This window comes from Bacillus sp. ISL-57 (assembly GCF_018613135.1).
Lineage (GTDB): Bacteria > Bacillota > Bacilli > Bacillales > DSM-1321 > Peribacillus > Peribacillus frigoritolerans.
Genome location: NZ_JAGGQV010000002.1, coordinates 216,364 through 236,866, shown reverse-complemented (window position 1 = coordinate 236,866; position 20,503 = coordinate 216,364). Strand labels below are relative to the sequence as shown.

At 43.4% G+C, this 20,503-nt stretch carries 22 protein-coding genes; 21 read left to right on the top strand and 1 reads right to left on the bottom strand.

Annotated features, from left to right (window positions below; all coding sequences use genetic code 11):
• Positions 1-91: 91 nt before the first annotated feature.
• The 10 genes from def (at position 92) to spoVM (ending at position 9,271) form a co-directional block, all read left to right on the top strand.
• Positions 92-577 (top strand): peptide deformylase, encoded by a 486-nt coding sequence (gene def / locus J7I90_RS04365; RefSeq protein ID WP_214768580.1) that lies wholly within the window; start codon positions 92-94, stop codon positions 575-577.
• Positions 574-1,533, top strand: a complete 960-nt coding sequence (gene fmt / locus J7I90_RS04360; protein ID WP_214768578.1) for a methionyl-tRNA formyltransferase — start codon at positions 574-576, stop codon at positions 1,531-1,533. Before def ends, fmt begins: the two co-directional genes overlap by 4 nt.
• Positions 1,520-2,872, top strand: coding sequence for a 16S rRNA (cytosine(967)-C(5))-methyltransferase RsmB (gene rsmB / locus J7I90_RS04355; protein ID WP_214768576.1), 1,353 nt, complete (start codon positions 1,520-1,522; stop codon positions 2,870-2,872). The genes fmt and rsmB overlap by 14 nt, the downstream gene beginning before the upstream one ends.
• Positions 2,872-3,966, top strand: coding sequence for a dual-specificity RNA methyltransferase RlmN (rlmN, locus tag J7I90_RS04350; RefSeq protein WP_034313788.1), 1,095 nt, complete (start codon positions 2,872-2,874; stop codon positions 3,964-3,966). Before rsmB ends, rlmN begins: the two co-directional genes overlap by 1 nt.
• 4 nt (positions 3,967-3,970) lie before the next feature.
• A complete protein-coding gene (locus J7I90_RS04345; protein WP_214768574.1) occupies positions 3,971-4,720 on the top strand; it encodes a Stp1/IreP family PP2C-type Ser/Thr phosphatase in 750 nt (249 codons plus the stop codon).
• Between the two features lie 5 nt (positions 4,721-4,725).
• Positions 4,726-6,759: a Stk1 family PASTA domain-containing Ser/Thr kinase gene (gene pknB, locus J7I90_RS04340; protein WP_214768573.1), complete on the top strand. Its 2,034-nt coding sequence runs from the start codon at positions 4,726-4,728 to the stop codon at positions 6,757-6,759.
• Positions 6,760-6,782: 23 nt separating this feature from the next.
• A complete protein-coding gene (rsgA, locus tag J7I90_RS04335) occupies positions 6,783-7,664 on the top strand; it encodes a ribosome small subunit-dependent GTPase A (RefSeq protein WP_053534359.1) in 882 nt (293 codons plus the stop codon).
• 1 nt (position 7,665) lies between these two features.
• On the top strand, positions 7,666-8,313 hold the full coding sequence (gene rpe, locus J7I90_RS04330; RefSeq protein ID WP_214768571.1) for a ribulose-phosphate 3-epimerase: 648 nt from the start codon (positions 7,666-7,668) through the stop codon (positions 8,311-8,313).
• Positions 8,314-8,414: 101 nt separating this feature from the next.
• On the top strand, positions 8,415-9,068 hold the full coding sequence (locus J7I90_RS04325; RefSeq protein WP_214768569.1) for a thiamine diphosphokinase: 654 nt from the start codon (positions 8,415-8,417) through the stop codon (positions 9,066-9,068).
• Positions 9,069-9,190: 122 nt separating this feature from the next.
• Positions 9,191-9,271, top strand: a complete 81-nt coding sequence (spoVM, locus tag J7I90_RS04320; protein WP_034313769.1) for a stage V sporulation protein SpoVM — start codon at positions 9,191-9,193, stop codon at positions 9,269-9,271.
• Positions 9,272-9,457: 186 nt separating this feature from the next.
• On the opposite strand, the gene rpmB is transcribed toward spoVM, so the two are convergent.
• Positions 9,458-9,646, bottom strand: coding sequence for a 50S ribosomal protein L28 (gene rpmB / locus J7I90_RS04315; protein ID WP_034313767.1), 189 nt, complete (start codon positions 9,644-9,646; stop codon positions 9,458-9,460).
• A gap of 252 nt (positions 9,647-9,898) precedes the next feature.
• Here rpmB and J7I90_RS04310 point away from each other — a divergent pair, with 252 nt between their 5' ends.
• The 11 genes from J7I90_RS04310 to rnc all read left to right on the top strand — a co-directional run bounded on the left by J7I90_RS04310 (position 9,899) and on the right by rnc (position 20,485).
• A complete protein-coding gene (locus tag J7I90_RS04310) occupies positions 9,899-10,261 on the top strand; it encodes an Asp23/Gls24 family envelope stress response protein (protein ID WP_214768567.1) in 363 nt (120 codons plus the stop codon).
• 18 nt (positions 10,262-10,279) lie between these two features.
• Positions 10,280-11,950, top strand: coding sequence for a DAK2 domain-containing protein (locus J7I90_RS04305; protein WP_034313758.1), 1,671 nt, complete (start codon positions 10,280-10,282; stop codon positions 11,948-11,950).
• A 207-nt stretch (positions 11,951-12,157) separates the two neighbouring features.
• Entirely contained in the window at positions 12,158-12,820 is a 663-nt protein-coding gene (sdaAB, locus tag J7I90_RS04300) for an L-serine ammonia-lyase, iron-sulfur-dependent subunit beta (RefSeq protein WP_034313754.1), read from the top strand.
• Between the two features lie 37 nt (positions 12,821-12,857).
• On the top strand, positions 12,858-13,742 hold the full coding sequence (gene sdaAA, locus J7I90_RS04295) for an L-serine ammonia-lyase, iron-sulfur-dependent, subunit alpha (RefSeq protein WP_048684931.1): 885 nt from the start codon (positions 12,858-12,860) through the stop codon (positions 13,740-13,742).
• Positions 13,739-15,790, top strand: coding sequence for an ATP-dependent DNA helicase RecG (gene recG / locus J7I90_RS04290; RefSeq protein ID WP_214768565.1), 2,052 nt, complete (start codon positions 13,739-13,741; stop codon positions 15,788-15,790). Before sdaAA ends, recG begins: the two co-directional genes overlap by 4 nt.
• Positions 15,791-15,908: 118 nt before the next feature.
• Entirely contained in the window at positions 15,909-16,466 is a 558-nt protein-coding gene (gene fapR, locus J7I90_RS04285; protein ID WP_034313744.1) for a transcription factor FapR, read from the top strand.
• A gap of 23 nt (positions 16,467-16,489) precedes the next feature.
• A complete protein-coding gene (plsX, locus tag J7I90_RS04280) occupies positions 16,490-17,476 on the top strand; it encodes a phosphate acyltransferase PlsX (protein WP_214768563.1) in 987 nt (328 codons plus the stop codon).
• 27 nt (positions 17,477-17,503) lie between these two features.
• Complete coding sequence (gene fabD / locus J7I90_RS04275; protein ID WP_098184655.1) at positions 17,504-18,451, top strand: ACP S-malonyltransferase; 948 nt, start codon at positions 17,504-17,506, stop codon at positions 18,449-18,451.
• A complete protein-coding gene (fabG, locus tag J7I90_RS04270) occupies positions 18,451-19,191 on the top strand; it encodes a 3-oxoacyl-[acyl-carrier-protein] reductase (protein WP_214770060.1) in 741 nt (246 codons plus the stop codon). Before fabD ends, fabG begins: the two co-directional genes overlap by 1 nt.
• Positions 19,192-19,247: 56 nt before the next feature.
• Complete coding sequence (locus tag J7I90_RS04265) at positions 19,248-19,481, top strand: acyl carrier protein (protein ID WP_034313729.1); 234 nt, start codon at positions 19,248-19,250, stop codon at positions 19,479-19,481.
• Positions 19,482-19,741: 260 nt separating this feature from the next.
• A complete protein-coding gene (gene rnc / locus J7I90_RS04260) occupies positions 19,742-20,485 on the top strand; it encodes a ribonuclease III (protein ID WP_034313726.1) in 744 nt (247 codons plus the stop codon).
• Positions 20,486-20,503: the final 18 nt, after the last annotated feature.

Genomic DNA, 20,503 nt, shown 5'->3' with positions numbered 1-20,503 from the left:
TTAAGAGATGGATGATTACCGCGAGCTGTTACAGCTTGCGTTTTTATATAATGAAGTGTTGTTTTTCATATCTAGGAGGGTACCTTTAATTTTGGCTATTTTACCGATTGTTTTGTTTCCTGAAAAAATTTTACAACAAAAATGTGATAAAGTAACAAGTTTTGATAAAAAGTTGGCAAAGCTGTTAAATAACATGTATGAAACGATGGTGGAGGCGGATGGCGTTGGACTTGCAGCACCTCAAGTTGGTGTGAAAAAGCAAGTGGCCGTCGTTGAAATAGAGGAAGGATCAGGTGCAATCGAACTGATTAATCCGGAAGTGCTGGAATTGGAAGGAGAACAGACAGGTGTTGAAGGATGCTTGAGCTTCCCGAGTTTATATGGCGAAGTAGTTCGTCCTTACCGTGTAAAAGTACGGGCACAAGACCGAAAAGGATCTTATTTCGAGATAGAAGCGGAGGATTTCCTTGCAAGGGCCCTTCTACACGAAATCGATCATCTGCATGGAGTCTTATTTACAAGTAAGGTTTCCCGGTATATTTCGGAAGAAGAGTTAGAAAGGTATGGAGAAGAATGACAAAAATAATTTTTATGGGTACACCGGACTTTTCGGTGCCGGTATTGAAAAGAATCATTGATGAAGGGTATGATGTGATCGCTGTTGTCACCCAGCCCGATCGTCCAGTGGGCCGCAAAAAGGTGCTAACGCCGCCGCCAGTTAAAGTCGAAGCCGAAAAGCATGGGATACCCGTTTATCAGCCTGAAAAAATCCGGGAAAAAGAAGAACTTGAAAAAATCATTGCATTGAATGCTGATTTAGTGGTGACGGCGGCATTCGGACAAATTCTTCCGAATGAATTGTTGGATGCCCCTAAGTACGGATGTATTAATGTACATGCCTCCCTGCTTCCTGAACTGCGTGGAGGGGCGCCAATTCATTATTCCATTTTACAGGGGAAAGAAAAGACAGGGATAACCATCATGTATATGGCAGAAAAATTGGATGCCGGTGATATATTGACTCAGGCTGAAGTTACTATAGAGGAAGAAGACAATGTTGGTACACTGCATGATAAATTAAGCAAGATAGGGTCGGATTTACTTGCGGAGACACTTCCAAAACTAATAAATGAAGAGTTACAGGCAATCAAGCAAGATGATGCTAAAGCATCTTTTGCGCCTAACATCAAACGGTCGGAGGAAAAAATCGACTGGTCGAAAACAGGGGAAGACATCTATAACCATGTACGCGGCCTGAATCCTTGGCCTGTTGCTTATACAACCTTAGACGGTTCCATTATGAAAATATGGCAAGTAAAGAAATTAGAAGCTGGCAAGCAGGCCTTGCCGGGCACGGTCGTTGAGGTACAAAATGATGGTTTCATCGTTTCGACAGGCAATGAGACGGCCATACTAGTAACAGAACTGCAGCCTTCTGGAAAGAAAAAAATGCCGGCGAAAGATTACTTACGCGGAGCCGGATCGTTCGTTAAAGCCGGCATGAAGTTAGGAGAACAGAATGAAGCAAACTAAAAAGGGAGTACGTGAAATTGCTCTCGATATTTTGGAATCTGTAGAGAAAAACCAATCCTACAGTAACCTATTATTGAACAACTTGATTAAAAAGCACCAGTTATCCGTCGTGGACAGCGGTTTGCTTACAGAGATAAGCTACGGTACCATCCAGCGGAAAATGACTTTGGATTATTTTTTGAACCCGTTTATAAAACAACCTAAAAAAACGCAAAGCTGGGTCATCAATTTACTTAGACTTTCCGTTTACCAAATGGTCTATTTAGATAAAGTGCCTGATCATGCAATCATTTTCGAGGCTGTAGAAATTTCCAAAAAGCGCGGACACAAGGGCACCTCTTCGATGGTCAATGGTGTGCTTCGTAATATTCAAAGAAATGGTGTTCCTTCTTTAGAGGAAATTAAAGATGATCTGGAACGGCTTTCCATAGAAGTGAGTCATCCTATTTGGCTGGTCCAGCGTTGGGTAGAGCAATTTGGTTATGAAAAAACCAAGGAAATGTGTGAAATCAACTTAACTGCGCCATTACAGACAGGACGTGTTAATTTAAAGAAGATCTCACGCCGTGAACTGATCAGCATATTAACGGAAGAAGGATTTGATGTTGAATCGAGTGAAGTCGTTCCCGAAGCAATCGTCAGCTATAAAGGGAATCTTGCTCATTCAGAAAGCTATAAAATGGGGTATCTATCGATCCAGGACGAGAGTTCAATGCTAGTTGCCCATGCATTGGGTGCGAATGAAAATGATGCTGTACTCGATTGCTGTGCTGCACCCGGAGGGAAAACGACCCATATCGCAGAAGGCTTGACCACAGGACAAGTATATGCGCTCGACCTTCATGAGCATAAGGTCAAGCTCATTAAAGAGCAGGCGGAACGCCTAAAACTCAGAAACAATATTAAGACAATGGCCCTTGATAGCAGAAAAGTGCAAGAGCACTTTAATAAAGAAGGGTTTGACAGGGTCCTGATCGATGCACCATGTTCCGGATTGGGAGTCATGCGCCGGAAGCCTGATGTAAAGTATACTAAAACAAAAGATGATATAATGAAACTCTCAAGTATACAACAACAATTATTGGAGTCGGCTGCCCCGCTTGTTAAGCAAGGCGGACGGTTAGTATATAGTACCTGTACGGTGGATATAGAAGAAAATGACAAAGTCGCTGCAGCATTTTTGGAAAGCCATCCGGATTTTGAAAGCGATGCAACCTTGTCCACAAGAATGCCTGAAAGCGTTCAGCCATACATCGAGGGTCATACGCTGCAAGTTTTTCCGCAATATTTTAGCAGTGACGGATTCTTTATTGCGAGTTTTAGAAAGAAGGTGCTGTAATGGCAGAAATCACTAAATCATCTAGAGTAAGAAAAGACACAACACCAGAAAAACCATCGATCTACTCATTGGAGCTTCACCAAATTAAAGAATGGCTTCTTCAAAATGGAGAGAAGGCATTCCGGGCCGAGCAAGTTTATGACTGGCTTTATAAAAAGCGTGTCTCCAGTTTTGAAGATATGTCCAACCTTTCGAAATCATTACGGGATAAGTTGGAGTCGCAATTCACCTTCACAACATTGAAGACTTTGATTCAGCAAACGTCCAATGACGGAACGATGAAGTTCTTATTTGAACTCCAAGATGGCTATTCGATTGAAACGGTGCTGATGCGTCATGAATACGGAAACTCCATTTGCGTGACAACGCAGGTAGGATGCAGAATTGGCTGTACATTCTGTGCTTCGACACTAGGCGGTTTAAAGCGGAATCTTGAATCAGGGGAAATTGTTGCCCAGGTCGTTAAAGTTCAGCAAGCACTTGACGAGTCGGAAGAGCGTGTTAGTTCCGTCGTTATCATGGGAATCGGTGAACCGTTTGATAACTACGATAATATGATGTCATTCTTGAAGAATATAAACCATGAAAAGGGCTTGAACATCGGTGCGCGTCATATTACCGTTTCCACAAGTGGAATCATTCCTAAAATCTACAAGTTTGCCGAAGAAAGCATGCAAATAAACTTTGCTGTTTCCCTTCATGCACCGAATACGGAATTGAGAAGTAAATTGATGCCGATCAATAAGGCCTACAAACTTCCAGACCTGATTGAGGCCATCAAATACTATACAGAAAAAACAGGCCGCCGTGTAAGTTTTGAATATGGTCTATTCGGTGGCGAAAATGATTCAGTGGAGCACGCTGAAGAATTAGCGGCTTTAATAAAAGGGATAAAATGCCATGTGAACTTAATACCGGTTAACTATGTACCGGAACGCAACTATGTACGAACACCTCGGGATCAGATTTTTGAGTTTGAAAAAACATTGAAGAAGCGCGGCATTAATGTAACGATCCGAAGGGAACAAGGCAGTGATATTGACGCAGCCTGCGGCCAGCTTCGGGCGAAGGAGCGCAAAGAAGAGACGAGGTGACCCTATGAGGGCAATATTTAAGACAGACCGTGGAAAAGTCCGCCAGCATAATGAAGATAATGGCGGAATCTTTAAGAACTCGGAAGGCGTTCGCCTTGCCATCGTTGCAGATGGCATGGGCGGCCACCGTGCCGGGGATGTAGCCAGTGCAATGACGATAGACCTTCTGAAAAAGGGCTGGGAAGTATCCACCGCAATCGAAACGGCAAATGATGCCGAAGATTGGCTTAAGCAGCAAATCTTCACGGTCAATCAGTTGCTTTTTGAACATGCAGAGGCGAATACGGAATGTAAGGGCATGGGTACCACCATTGTTGCAGCCATTTGCACCGACAAGTTTGCTACCATTGCCAACATCGGGGACAGCCGATGTTATTTGTATAATGAGAGTGGGTTTAAGCAGGTCACGGAAGATCATTCACTCGTTAACGAATTGGTCCGATCCGGTCAGATTTCGAAAGAAGATGCCGAAAACCATCCACGGAAAAATGTTTTATTACGAGCCTTGGGGACAGAAACGCAAGTGGAAATGGACATTATGACGGTCATCTTCGAAGAAAATGATTTACTATTGCTTTGTTCGGACGGATTGACGAATAAAGTGAGTGAACTGGAACTGGAAGAAACGGTAACCAATGAACAGTCACTTGAAGAAAAGGCGAATTCATTAATAGATAAGGCCAATCACTACGGTGGGGAAGATAATATCACCCTTGTGCTTGTTCAATTTACTGAAGAAAGTGAAAGCAGGTGAATTGAATGTTGATTGGCAGAAGGATCAACGGCCGTTATAAACTGATCCAGATGGTCGGCGGCGGCGGTATGGCTAATGTTTACCTTGCAAGGGATATGATCTTAGATAGGGATGTTGCCTTGAAAATCCTTCGCATGGATTTTAATAATGACGAAGAGTTCATCAAGCGCTTCAATCGGGAAGCCCAATCGGCAACCAGTTTGGCCCATCCGAATATCGTAAGTATTTATGATGTTGGTGAAGAAGATTCCATCTATTATATTGTAATGGAATACGTTGATGGTTTTACACTTAAGCAATACATACAAAAATATTATCCAATTCCAGTTGATGAAGCCTTGGATATCATGAGGCAAATCACGGCAGCGATTTCCCATGCCCATCATAATGGGATCATCCATCGTGACATCAAGCCACAGAACATTTTGATTGATAAGGAAGGAACCGTCAAGATTACGGACTTTGGCATTGCATTGGCCCTAAGTGCAACAAACATAACGCAGACCAACGCAGTCTTGGGTTCGGTTCATTATTTATCTCCGGAACAGGCTAGAGGCGGTATGGCCAACAAGAAATCGGACATTTATTCACTTGGCATCGTCATGTTTGAATTATTGACGGGGAGATTGCCTTTTTCGGGTGAATCAGCCGTGTCGATAGCTCTTAAACATTTACAATCGGAAACTCCTTCGCCAAAACGCTGGAACTCTGAAATACCCCAGAGTGTGGAAAATATTATCTTGAAAGCGACAGCCAAAGATTCATATTACCGCTATGAGAGCGTGGACTCGATGGAGGATGATATACGGACGTCGCTTAATCCGGAGCGTTCAAATGAACTTCCTTTTGCGATTCCCGAAGATCATGATGCAACAAAAGCCATCCCCGTCATAACGGATGACCAGCTTTCAAGCATCGATGAGACAATCATAAGGGGTCCTGAAAAAAATACGTTAGTTTATGCGGACGATGAGGAAAGTGAATCAGTAGCAGAGAGTAATTCAAAAAAGAAACAGAAGAAACAAAAGAAACAGAAAAAACAAAAAAACAAGTCGGAATACAAAGGTAAAAAACGAAAGAACATGCCAGCGATCTTGGTGACCACCTTTTTAGTTCTCGCACTGCTTGCTGTTTTATCTGTCACAGTTTTACCTCCCCTCCTTGTCTCGAAGGAAGTGACGATCCCTGACCTTAAAGGGGAAGAATTGGATGACGCCATTACTGAATTGCTTGAACTGGATTTGGAAATTGGAGATACGATTGAGATTGAAGATGAAGAGGTTGAAGCTGGTCTTGTGATCAAAACCAATCCTAAGGAAGGTAAGACGGTCAAGGAAGGTGCAGTGATCGATATTTATCAAAGCGTTGGTAAAGAGACGATTTCATTGTCCAGCTATGAAGGTCGAGATTACTCTGATGTTAAATCCTTGCTTGAAAAAATGGGATTCAAAAACATAAGCGTGACTGAAAAATATGATGACAGTGCTCCCGGCACGATCATAGATCAATCTCCTTCGGGTGCCACTGAGGTCGTACCATCCGAAACGGAGCTTGAGCTGACGGTCAGTAAAGGGGAAGATCTGTTGAGCTTGAAGAACTTAACGGGGTTCAATAAAGCTGGCCTTGATGATTATTCCAGTGAAAGTGGAATAAAGATCGATGTCGAAGAAGAAATCTATGATGATTCCGTAGCGGAGGGGCTTGTCATTTCCCAGTCACCGGAACCTGCTACGAAGGTGGAAAAAGGCAGTACTGTGAAAGTGGTCATTTCAAAAGGGAAAGAAGAGATTCCGCCCAAGAGTGTAACGGAAGAAGTAACAATCGAGTATGATCCGGTTGAGCCAGGCAAATCACAAAAAATCCAAATCTTCATCGAGGATATCGACAACAGCATGACGGAGCCTCAAGAAACATTCTATATATTGGCAGAAGCGAAGAGAACGATCGAATTAATGGTTTCCCCGGATAAGAAAGCAGGATATAAAGTCATGCGGGACAATCAGGTCATCATTGACGAATCCGTCTCATATCCAGAATAAATTTAATAATTAGGAGTGTGGTTATGCCCGAAGGAAAAATTATCAAAGCATTAAGTGGATTTTATTATGTCCTTGATGGTGAAGAGGTCTATCAATGCCGTGGAAGGGGCCTGTTCAGGAAGAATAAGGTAACCCCGCTCGTTGGTGATTATGTTGTTTTTGAAGCGGAAAATAAAACGGACGGGACCGTAACCGAAATAAAACCGCGAAAGAATGAATTGATACGTCCGCAAATCTCGAATGTAGACCAGGCAATTCTTGTCTTTTCGGCAGTGGAACCTGATTTCAGTCCAGCCTTGCTTGATCGATTTCTCGTATTGATCGAAGATAACGAAATCGAACCGATTATCGTCGTGACGAAACTGGACTTGGTTACAGCTGAAAACCAAAAGAAATTGTCCCAGTATATCAAGGACTATCAGAAACTTGGCTATACTGTACTGGAGACATCTTCCGTTACCGCCGGAGGGATTGAAGAACTAGTGCCGTATTTAGAAGGAAAGACCAGTGTATTTGCGGGTCAGTCCGGTGTTGGGAAATCGTCTTTGCTGAATGCGATCAATCCGGAATTGGCTTTAAAGACGGATGATATTTCTTCACACCTGGGACGCGGGAAGCATACGACCCGGCACGTTGAATTGATCCATATTGGCTCTGGACTTGTCGCGGATACTCCAGGGTTCAGTTCACTAGAATTCATGGAAATGGAAGCTGAACGGCTATCCTATTGCTTCCCGGAAATGCATAAGCATGGGGAAGACTGTAAATTCAGGGCCTGTCTCCACGATAAAGAACCGAAATGTGCAGTGAAGGAAGCGGTTGATTCCGGGGAAATTCCCCGTTATCGATACGAGCATTATATGCAATTCTTAGAAGAAATAAGAGATAGAAAGCCGAGGTATTAAAATGGTTAAAATCGCACCATCCATTTTATCAGCTGACTTTGCAAAATTGGGAGAAGAAATTCTTGATGTGGAAAGGGGCGGAGCGGATTTGATCCATGTGGATGTCATGGATGGGCATTTCGTGCCGAATATAACGATAGGCTCACTAATTGTTGACGCTATCCGCCCAGTAACGAAGCTTCCGCTTGATGTTCATTTAATGATCGAACAACCTGATCGTTATATCGAGTCCTTTGCGAAAGCGGGAGCCGATTATATAACTGTACATGTAGAGGCATGCACACATTTGCATCGAACGGTTCAATTGATCAAATCTTTTGGTGTAAAGGCAGGCGTGGTGCTTAATCCAGCCACTCCGGCTTCCTTGATACAACCTATAATCGAAGATATTGACATGGTATTGTTGATGACGGTTAATCCGGGTTTTGGGGGGCAAAAGTTCATTAAATCCGTTCTTCCGAAAATTGCCGAAGTGAAGGCGATGGCAGGAAAGTATAATCAAAATCTCGAGATAGAGATTGATGGTGGAGTAAATGAAGAAACGGCTAAACTATGTATTGAACAAGGGGCGACAATCCTGGTGGCCGGTTCGGCAATATATAATCAGGAAGATCGACACGTAGCGATTCAAAAGATTCGGGGAAAGTGATATAAGCCGACACTATCATATTCATATGATGGTGATCGGCTTTTTTTATCAATTAAACTAAGGCACCTTGGATAATTTTTATATGGAAAAGGATGATTTCGATGATTATCAGTATAATGGCTGGAGGTCCGGAATGTTTTTGGCCGGATTTGACATGGTATAAGGAGAAGACAGATCTGTGGGTCGGGGTTGACAGGGGAGTATGGTCTCTGCTTGAAAAAGGTATCGAGCCTAATTACGGTTTTGGGGATTTTGATTCGGTTTCGGAAGGTGAATACGAAAAGATTGAGCAAATGCTGGAAAAAATCAATCTTTATTCCTCGGAAAAGGATGAAACGGATTTAGAAATCGCATTTAATTGGGCAATGGGGCAAAAGCCAAGAGAAATTCACATTCTGGGCGCAACAGGGGGAAGAATGGACCATTTTCTCGGGAATATCCAGCTGCTCCAAAAAGAAAGTGTCCTCCCTCATCATGGCGATATGGATATATACATAGTCGATCGGCAAAATATAATCACAGTAAAGACAGCAGGTTTATATAAGGTCACTGCTTTGAATGATAAGAAATACTTGTCCTTGCTCCCAGTAAACGCTGAAGTCACCGGCATTACTCTTTCGGGTTTCAAATATCCGCTGGACGATGCAAGCTTGGAAATGGGTTCGACGCTTTGCATCAGCAATGAACTAATTTCCGAATCTGGGAATGTTTCATTTGAGAAAGGCATATTAATGGTGATAAGAAGCAGTGATTAAAATTCATGCTTAGAGCAGATTCGGATATAATTACGATCATCCTATATCCGCTTAAAAGCTTATGTTGTAATAGAAAAATTCCACTTCATCTTTAATTGTGGGATGCAAAGAGGAGGGGCATGATGAAATTTTATACGATTAAATTGCCAAAAGTTCTGGGCAGTTTGGTAAGGGCTATGCTCGGAGCGTTTAAAAAAGGCTGATACTTATCTCCATGACACCTCTCAAATTAAGGGAGGTGTTATTTTTTAGGAAAATAGGGCGGCCATCCATTAATGGGTGAAGGCCTCCTTCTTGATTCAGACTGGACCCGGTCAAGGATTTGAGACCATCCCCATTAAATACCGGCCATTACAAGTAAAAAGGCATCCTAAGAGGATGCCGTAACATTATACGCGTTCTACTTTGCCCGATTTAAGAGCTCTTGCAGAAACGTATACACGTTTAGGTTTACCGTCAACTAAAATACGTACTTTTTGAAGGTTAGCGCCCCATGTACGCTTGCTAGCGTTCATTGCGTGAGAGCGGCTGTTACCAGAACGAGTTCTTCTTCCAGTGATTACACATTTACGTGCCATGTCAAATTCCCTCCTAACTACAACAAGCTTAAGTTTTTCGCAGTCGTCTTAAGTCTTTGTAAAATACTTTAATAATTTATCATACCTACCGCTAGAATGCAATACTTCAGTTAATTACTTTAAAGAAAAAAACCTTGACATACATACTTCGAAATTGAATTATATAGAGTACCGTAAGACATTTACTTTTAAAACCATAGACATTATAGTAAAATGTCTTTAGTTGATTTGATTTTTGGGAGGGAAAAGAAAATGTCTATCGAATTACAAACGAAGTATGGACAAATTGATATCTCTAATGATGTTATCGCTACTGTAGCAGGAGGCGCAGCCGTGGATTGCTACGGAATTATAGGAATGTCTTCCAAAAAACAATTTAAAGACGGCATTGCCGAAATTTTAAGAAAAGAAAACTTTACTAAGGGTGTAATTGTCCGTCAAGAAGAGGAAGAAGTTCATATCGATATGTATATTATCGTAAGTTATGGAACGAAAATCTCGGAAGTTGCACATAATGTGCAATCAAAGGTAAAGTACACTCTGGACAAAACTGTAGGATTAGCTGTTGATTCCGTTAACATTTTTGTACAGGGAGTTCGTGTGACGAACCCTTAAGTATAGGAGGAAAGTTTTGTGTCAATTACAAGTTTGAACGGAAAGCGTTTTGCAGAAATGATCATTCAAGGTGCCAACCATTTAGCGGCTAATGCCCAAATGGTTGATGCGTTGAATGTTTTCCCTGTTCCGGATGGAGATACAGGAACGAATATGAATTTATCGATGACTTCGGGAGCGAAGGAAGTGCAAAATAACGTCCAGGAACACATCGGAAAAGTGGGTGCGTCGCTTTCAAGAGGATTGCTTATGGGCGCACGCGGCAATTCGGGAGTTATCCTTTCGCAACTGTTCCGCGGTTTTGCTAAAGCGATTGAACATAAATCGGAAATCAATAGTGAAGAATTTGCCCAAGCTTTTGAAGCAGGGGTTCAGACAGCTTATAAAGCCGTTATGAAACCTGTTGAAGGAACCATTTTAACGGTTGCAAAAGATGCAGCCAAGCAAGCGGTTTCATCAGCAGCAAAGCATATAGACCTAATTCAGGTAATGGAAGAAATCGTTACGGAGGCCAATGCTTCATTAAAACGCACACCTGATCTTCTTCCAGTCTTAAAAGAAGTGGGTGTCGTTGATAGCGGGGGGCAAGGGTTGGTGTTCGTATATGAAGGTTTCCTTGCTGAGCTGAAAGGTGAAGCCCTTCCAGTCCGATCCGCTAATGGTCCAAGCATGGATGACATGATCAGTGCCGAACATCACATGAATGTACAAGGACATATGAACACGGAAGATATCGTGTTTGGCTACTGTACGGAATTCATGGTCCGATTGGAAAGTGAAAAACTTGCCAATCAATCATTTGATGAAGAAAAATTCAGAAATGATTTAAGTGAATACGGAGATTCTTTACTAGTCATCTCAGATGATGAAGTCGTCAAAGTACATATTCACTCTGAACAGCCTGGCACCTGCCTGAATTATGGACAGCAATATGGTAGTTTAATAAAAATGAAAATCGATAATATGCGTGAACAGCATACTGCGATTGTAGGTGAGACGAATACACCGCTTCAAACTAAACCGCCCACCAAAGAGAAGTACGCTGTAGTGTCAGTGGCGATGGGCGCTGGCATCAGCGAATTATTCAAAAGCATCGGCGCTAAGTCCGTCATCGAAGGCGGGCAAACGATGAATCCTAGTACGGAAGATATCGTTAAAGCTGTCGAAGGGGCATATGCAGATCATGTGATCATCTTGCCTAACAATAAAAATATCATCATGGCCGCCAATCAGGCTGCAGATGTACTTGGGGATCACGTGACTGTCATTCCAACGAAAACGGTACCACAGGGAATGGCTGCATTGTTGGCTTTCAACCCTTCACTTGATGCCGAAGAGAATAAAAAAGCGATGATCGAAGCCCTTTCGCATGTGAAAACGGGCCAGATTACTTATGCTGTCCGGGATACCAACATTGACGGCCTTGCAATCGAGACCGGGGACTTCATGGGAATTGCTGAAGGCACCATCAAGGTGAAGGATAAAGACATGACTCAAGCGGCAAAAGATCTTCTCTCCGATATGATTGACGAAGATTCAGAAATCCTTACCATTTTATATGGTGAAGATGCCACTGCTGAAGATGTCGAAAGTCTTGTTGCGTTTTGTAATGAGAATTTCGAAGATGTTGAAGTTGAAGTCCATAATGGGAAACAACCTTTATATTCTTTCATTTTTTCAATTGAATAAGTAGAGAACATGAAAATAAGGGAAACCTATCCGTCATAATGTTTGGAGGATCCCGAAAAAAATAAAAGGCAATAAACTGCATATGTCATTAGGCTATGCAGTTTTATTTTTTATGAAAAGAAGGATTACGGACAGCATAATTGTAATTACAATATATCAGGCTTTATTATTAAACTGACTCCAAGTGAAAAGAAGGAGGAGCTAATCATGAAATTTAGAAGTGTATTCGATATAATTGGTCCTGTTATGATCGGCCCATCTAGTTCCCATACAGCAGGAGCTGCGAGGATCGGTAGGGTTGCCAGGAATTTATTCGACCGGGAACCAAAATGGGCCCATATTTCTTTTTACGGATCGTTTGCCAAAACCTATAAAGGCCATGGAACGGATGTAGCCATTGTAGGAGGCTTGCTTGATTTTGATACATTTGATGAGAGAATCAAAGAATCGCTGGAAATAGCACGCAAAAAGAAAATGAAAATTACATTTCGAGAAGAAGAGGCAGTACCGGAACATCCCAATACAGCAAAAATAACAGTTGGTGATGATGATGGTGAGCTGGAACTTGTCGGAATATCGATAGGAGGGGGAAAGATCGAAATTGTCGAATTGAACGGATTTAAATTGAGGCTGTCCGGGCACAACCCTGCCATACTTGTCGTTCATGATGATCGATTTGGTGCCATTGCCAATGTTTCAAACATATTGGCCAAGCATCAGATCAATATTGGCCAAATGGAAGTCTCCCGAAAAGAGAAAGGGCAGATGGCCTTGATGACGATTGAAGTGGACCAAAACCTGGAGGATCACGTCATAGCTGAAATTACAGCACTCCCCAATATCACTCAAGTAGCAAGGATTGTGGATTGATAGAGCAATCGTTTCCACTTAGGAAGGAGAAGAGATCATGTTTCGAAATGTAGCGGAATTAGTAGAATTAGCTGAATCAAAGCAGAAAAAAATTTCAACGCTGATGATAGAGCAGGAAATGGAAGTAACGGGAAAAAGCCGTGAAGAAATCATACGCCAGATGGGGGTCAACCTGGATGTAATGGAACAGGCAGTTGAAAAGGGACTTCAAGGTGTACGGTCCGTTTCCGGCCTGACGGGAGGGGATGCAGTCCTTCTTCAGAATTACATTAAATCGGGAAACTCCTTATCCGGTGAACTGCTGTTGGATGCGGTAAGCAAAGCCGTGGCAACAAACGAAGTGAACGCAGCCATGGGAACGATTTGTGCGACACCGACTGCCGGATCTGCTGGTGTTGTGCCTGGTACCCTTTTCGCTTTGCAAAATAAATTAAAACCGAATCGGGAACAGAAAATTGAGTTCCTATTTACAGCAGGGGCGTTTGGTTTTGTTGTAGCGAATAATGCTTCGATCTCTGGAGCCGCAGGGGGCTGTCAGGCTGAGGTCGGTTCTGCTTCGGGTATGGCAGCGGCAGCCATCGTTGAAATGGCAGGAGGGACACCGGCACAAAGTGCAGAAGCGATGGCAATCACATTAAAGAACATGCTTGGTCTTGTGTGTGATCCTGTTGCTGGGCTTGTGGAGGTGCCTTGTGTGAAGCGTAATGCCATGGGTGCAGCCAATGCCATGGTTGCAGCAGATATGGCTTTAGCGGGTATCACAAGCCGCATACCGTGTGATGAAGTAATTGATGCGATGTATAAAATCGGGCAAACGATGCCATCTGCTCTTAGGGAAACTGCACAAGGAGGTTTAGCGGCTACACCGACTGGACGGGAGTTGGAAGCGAAAATCTTTGGCTTACCGCTAAATAAGAAGTGAACTCGACTTTACACGAACCCATTACCGCAGTAAAAGGCATTGGGGCCGAAACGGCTGTAGCTTTGGGGGAAATGGAGATTCATACCGTCGCGGATCTCCTTGAGCACCTTCCATATCGCTATGAAGATTACCGGTTGAGGGATTTAGAAACAGTCGAGCATGATGAACGGGTTACTGTAGAAGGCAAAGTTCATACGGTACCCACGTTAGGGTACTTCGGAAAGAAAAAATCCAGGCTCACGATTAAAGTTTTGACTGGGAGATATTTAATAAATGTCATTTTTTTTAACCAGCCTTATCTGAAGCCGAAGCTTGCGATAGGCGAAACCGTAACGGTAACGGGGAAGTGGGATCGTCATCGTCAAACCATTACAGGCTCGGAATGCCATGTTGGTGATCGGAGCGGTGAGAAAGAGTTCGAACCGGTGTACTCAGTGAAGGGCAGCATTACCGTCAAAGGGCTCCGCCGCTTTATCTCCAATGCATTTTCTGAATATGGCACAATGATAGAAGAAAATCTGCCCCCGCAATTATTGGCGGCATACAAACTGATGCCGCGTAATGATGCTCTTCGTACCATGCATTTCCCTCAATCGGCCAATGACGTGAAGAAGGCCCGGCGCCGTTTTGTGTATGAAGAATTTTTATTGTTTCAACTTAAAATGCAGGCACTTCGTAAAGTGCAGCGGGAGCAGTCAAAAGGAATAGGCCAGGAGTTTGACATGGAGCGGCTGGAAGCCTTTGTTGAAACCCTACCTTTTCCTTTGACGAACGCTCAGAATAGGGTCGTCGAGGAAATAATGAATGACATGAAATCTCCCTACAGGATGAATCGTCTGCTTCAAGGGGATGTCGGGTCTGGGAAAACGGTGGTTGCCGCCATATGCCTGAAGGCTACGATTACAGCAGGTTTCCAAGGTGCACTTATGGTCCCGACGGAAATCTTGGCTGAGCAGCATACACAATCGCTGAAAGCCATGTTGGAACCGAGTGGAGTAAAGGTCGCATTGTTGACAAGTTCGGTAAAAGGCAAAAAGCGCAAGGAACTATTGCAAATGCTGGAATCCGGGGAGCTGGATCTTTTGATAGGAACTCATGCATTGATTCAAGATGAAGTGAATTTCCGGAATTTAGGTCTTGTCATAACGGATGAACAACATCGTTTCGGAGTGGAGCAGCGCCGTATCCTTCGTGAAAAAGGTACCAATCCAGATGTACTTTTCATGACGGCTACACCAATTCCGCGAACTCTCGCAATTACAGTGTTTGGGGAAATGGACGTCTCGACGATTGATGAGATGCCTGCCGGGCGTAAAGCGATAGAGACCTATTGGGCGAAACACCAAATGCTTGATCGGATCTTATCCTTTGTCGAAAAGGAACTAAAAAAAGGGAGACAGGCTTACGTCATCTGTCCATTGATTGAGGAGTCGGAGAAACTCGATTCTTTACAGAATGTTCTTGATGTTCATGCAATGCTGACACAATACTTTGCGAACAGGTACAAAGTGGGTCTTATGCATGGACGTCTGCCCGCGGATGAAAAGGAAGAAGTGATGCAGCAGTTCAGTGCCAATGAAGCGCAAATCCTTGTTTCCACGACGGTCGTCGAGGTTGGGGTGAATGTTCCAAATGCAACGGTAATGGTCATTTATGATGCGGAGCGCTTTGGACTTTCGCAGTTGCACCAGCTACGTGGAAGAGTTGGACGGGGGAGCGATCAGTCCTTTTGCATCCTGCTGGCTGATCCGAAAACGGAAGTCGGGAAAGAGCGGATGAAAATCATGACTGAGACAAACGATGGTTTTGCCCTTTCCGAAAAGGATTTGGAACTCCGCGGACCCGGGGACTTCTTCGGTAAAAAACAAAGCGGTCTTCCAGAATTCAAGGTAGCCGACATGGTCCATGATTACAGGACCCTTGAAGTGGCAAGGATGGATGCGGCAAAATTGATTGCCTCCCAAAGCTTTTGGCATTCCCCGGAGTATGCACCTTTGCGGGACTATTTAGAGGGAACGGGAGTATTTACGGGAGAAAAGCTGGACTGAACTGAATAAAAAACCAATAGCAGATTGTGAGATTTTACGCAATATCTTGCAATCTGTTTTTAAAATATATATACTACTATTAGTACCTAGTCATAATACTACGGATGGTGACCTTCAAATGCGAAGAAATAAGAAGGAACGCCAGCAATTATTAATCGAAACGATTAAACAGAATCCTTTTGTAACGGATGAGGAGCTGGCTGAAAAATATTCGGTGAGCGTCCAGACCATTAGGCTTGACCGTCTTGAATTATCGATACCGGAACTGCGTGAACGGATTAAAAGCGTGGCCGAGAAAAAATTCAGTGACGAAATCAGGGCATTGCCTTTGGATGAAATCATCGGGGAAGTAATTGATCTTAATTTAGATGATAATGCAATTTCGATTTTGGATATAAATAAAGAGCATGTCTTTAAGCGGAATGGAATCGCAAGGGGACATCACCTTTTTGCCCAAGCAAACTCATTGGCTGTGGCAGTCATAAATGATGAATTGGCATTAACTGCGAAAGCATCCATTTTATTCACTCGGTCTGTAAAGGAAAATGAAAGAGTGGTAGCTAAAGCTAGGGTTAAAAACGTGGACCACACCAACGATCGTTCCGTGGTGGAGGTTAGAAGCTACGTGGGTAATGAACTGGTTTTTAAAGGCGAGTTCGAAATGTATCGCTCTTAACTTGCTAGTAAAGGATGAAAAAAATGAAGATAACGATAGATGCAATGGGTGGCGATAATGCTCCCAAGGCACAGGTTTTGGGAGCGATGAAAGCTGTCGAGGCTTTTCCCGATGTGGAAATTACCTTGATAGGCAATGAATCCGAGATTAACCGATACTTAGTGAAGCATGGCCGAATAAGGGTTATACATACTGATGAAAAAATATTAAGTACCGATGAACCTGTTCGTGCGGTTCGCCGCAAGAAAAGCGCTTCGATGGTATTGGCTGCACAGCAAGTGGCTGACGGAGAAGCGGACGCATGCATTTCTTCAGGCAATACGGGGGCGCTAATGGCTGCAGGTTTGTTTGTGGTCGGAAGGATAGAAGGCATTGAACGTCCGGCATTGGCTCCCACCCTTCCGACGATCGATGGCAAGGGTTTTGTATTACTGGATGTAGGCGCGAACTCCGATGCGAAACCGGAGCATCTCCTTCAATTCGCCATAATGGGGTCTGTTTATGCCCAAAAAGTGCGGGGAATCGAAAAGCCCCGTGTCGGATTACTTAATATCGGAACAGAAGAAAAAAAAGGGAACGAACTGACTAAGCATGCCTTTACACTACTTCAGCAATCATCGGAGATATCCTTTATAGGTAACGTAGAGGCAAGGGACCTCCTAAACGGGCCGGCGGACGTTGTCGTGACGGACGGCTTTACGGGAAATATGGTGTTAAAGACGCTTGAAGGTACTGCTATGGGCGTATTCAAAATGGTGAAAGCTGCCTTGATGAGCAACCTCAAAAGTAAGTTGGCTGCAGCAATGGTAAAGCCAGAACTAAAAGTCATAAAAAATAAAATGGATTACTCGGAGTATGGCGGTGCTGGCCTCTTCGGTTTGAAGGCCCCTGTCATTAAGGCGCATGGTTCTTCAGATGCGAATGCGGTCTATAATGCTATACGCCAGACTCGCGATATGGTTGGAAATGACGTCATATCGACAATTGCGGAGACAATAGAAAAACAATAATAAATCATAGAGGCAGGGGAGTAACAGATGGGTAAAATTGCTTTTGTCTTTCCAGGACAAGGATCACAATCAATAGGAATGGGGCATGGCTTATTTCAGGAAAAAGAGCGTGCTCAGCAAATTTTTCGATCAGCAGATGAAAAACTTGATTTTCCGCTTACGGAATTGATCTTTAATGGCACACAACAAGAATTAACGGTGACTTATAATGCACAGCCAGCCTTATTGACTACGAGTTATGCTTTTGTCAAGGAGTTGGAAGAAGCGGGAATCAAACCCGATTATACTGCCGGGCACAGTTTAGGTGAATATACGGCATTAGTGGCATCTGGTGCAATTTCTTTCGAAGATGCCGTATATACAGTGCGTAAACGCGGTGAATTCATGGAAGCTGCAGTACCGAATGGTCAAGGCTCAATGGCTGCGATTTTGGGAATGGACCGTGAAGCGCTATCTGAAGTCACTTCTGAAATTACGGCCACAGGTGAATCCGTTCAATTGGCCAATATTAATTGTCCAGGGCAAATCGTCATTTCAGGCACCTCCGAAGGGGTTAAACTTGCAAGTGCAAAAGCCAAGGAAAATGGGGCTAAACGGGCTCTTCCTCTTGAAGTGAGTGGACCGTTCCATTCTGAATTAATGAAACCGGCAGCAGAAAAGTTACAGGGTGTCCTTGATGAAGTAAGCTTCAAACAGGCAGAAATTCCTGTCATTTCAAACGTAACGGCTAAGCCCATTACAGCACCTGCCGAAATAAAAGAAAAATTAATCGAACAGCTGTATTCACCGGTCCTTTGGGAGGACAGTGTAAAAAGTCTACTTGAATTGGGCGTGGATACGTTCATCGAGGTTGGCCCAGGGAAAGTGTTGGGCGGATTGATAAAGAAAATTGATCGTTCCGTTCAAATTCATTCGGTATCCGATATAGACACTCTAACTAAAACAATTGAAACATTGAAGGGGGTACAAGCATGATCCTCGAAGGTAAAAAAGCGCTTGTAACGGGAGCATCACGAGGTATTGGCAGGGAAGTTGCATTGGAACTTGCCCGTCAGGGAGCAGACGTTGCCATTAACTATTCCGGCAGTGAGGCTAAAGCGAATGAAGTGGTTGATGAAATCAAGGCATTGGGCCGGAAAGCATTCGCCATCCAATGCGATGTTGCAAATAGTGAATCGGTGACAAGCATGATCAAAGAGGTCGTCGTACAATTTGAAAGAGTGGATATCCTGGTTAATAATGCCGGCATCACACGTGATAACCTATTGATGCGCATGAAAGAAGATGAATGGGATTCTGTTATCAATACGAATCTTAAAGGCGTGTTCCTATGCACCAAAGCTGTTACAAGGCAAATGATGAAGCAGCGCAGCGGCAGGATCATCAATATGGCATCGATCGTCGGCGTCAGCGGAAATGCAGGGCAGGCTAATTATGTAGCGGCTAAAGCAGGTGTCATCGGTTTGACTAAAACGACGGCAAAGGAACTTGCATCAAGAGGCATTACGGTCAATGCGATTGCCCCAGGTTTCATCTCAACGGATATGACCGGTGAATTGCCTGAGGACGTCCAAAAAGCCATGCTGGACCAAATTCCGCTTGCACGTTTCGGTGACCCTAAAGATATTGCTGCAGTGGCGTCTTTCCTTGCTTCCGATGCAAGCAAATATATGACTGGGCAAACTCTTCATGTAGATGGCGGCATGGTCATGTAAGTTTTCTTGATTTTTTTCGAAATTAATTTATAATGTCTTGAGGGGAGGTGAACACATTGGCAGATGTATTAGAAAGAGTAACTAAAATCGTTGTAGATCGTTTGAACGTAGAAGAATCAGAGGTAAAACTTGAAGCTTCTTTCAAAGAAGATCTTGGTGCCGATTCCCTTGATGTAGTTGAACTAGTCATGGAATTCGAGGACGAGTTTGATATGGAAATTTCGGACGATGACGCTGAAAAAATCGCCACAGTAGGTGATGCTGTGAATTACATACAAAGCACTATGTAATGAATTGTCATTTGACTAAAAGCTCCGTTTTTTAACGGGGCTTTCTCTTATTGCCTAAAGAAGTTTAATTCAAAGGCAAATAACGGAATGAGCATGTTCACGGGTATGCTCCGCCTGCATGCAGTGTCTTTTGCCTTTAGTTTTCTTTAAGCGGATAATCATGTATGATGGTACATAGGAAAGCTTGACAGGAATTCCTGCCAGGTTTCTTTTTATATATTGGAAAAATATGCTTTTTGAACCGTGGAGGGTTTTGTGTGATGCGTAGGAACGGAAATAATCGTAAACCATCAATCAAGGAAAATAAATTCAAACAGTTGCAGGAAAATCTGGGTTTTCATTTTAAAGATGAAAATTTATTGAAACAAGCTTTTACACATTCATCTTATGTGAATGAGCATCGCCGTAAGCCTTATGAAGATAATGAAAGGCTTGAATTCTTGGGGGACGCTGTACTTGAACTGACCATCTCTAAATACTTATATCAAAAATATCCGATGATGAGCGAAGGTGAACTTACCAAACTAAGGGCAGCCATTGTGTGTGAGCCTTCACTTGTTGCTTTTGCCAATAGCCTTTCTTACGGGGAATATGTATTACTCGGAAAAGGGGAAGAAATGACAGGTGGAAGGGAACGCCCTGCCATGCTTGCGGATGTATTCGAAGCCTATATCGGTGCTTTGTACCTTGATCAAGGATTAGAGCCAGTTGTGCAGTTTTTGACGAATGTCGTGTTTCCGAAGATAGACGAGGGTGCTTTTTCTCATGTGATGGATTATAAGAGCCAGCTTCAGGAGCTGATCCAGCGCGATGCCATCGGTGTCCTGCAATATAAGATCTTGCAGGAAAAAGGACCGGCCCATAATCGGGAGTTTGTTTCGACGGTCTCATTGAATGGGGAAGAACTTGGCTCTGGAATAGGAAAGTCCAAAAAAGAAGCGGAGCAGCATGCAGCCGAGCATGCATTGATCGTTTTAAAAGAAAAAAATCAACAAGATAGTTGAACAGTAGAGGGGGAAAGG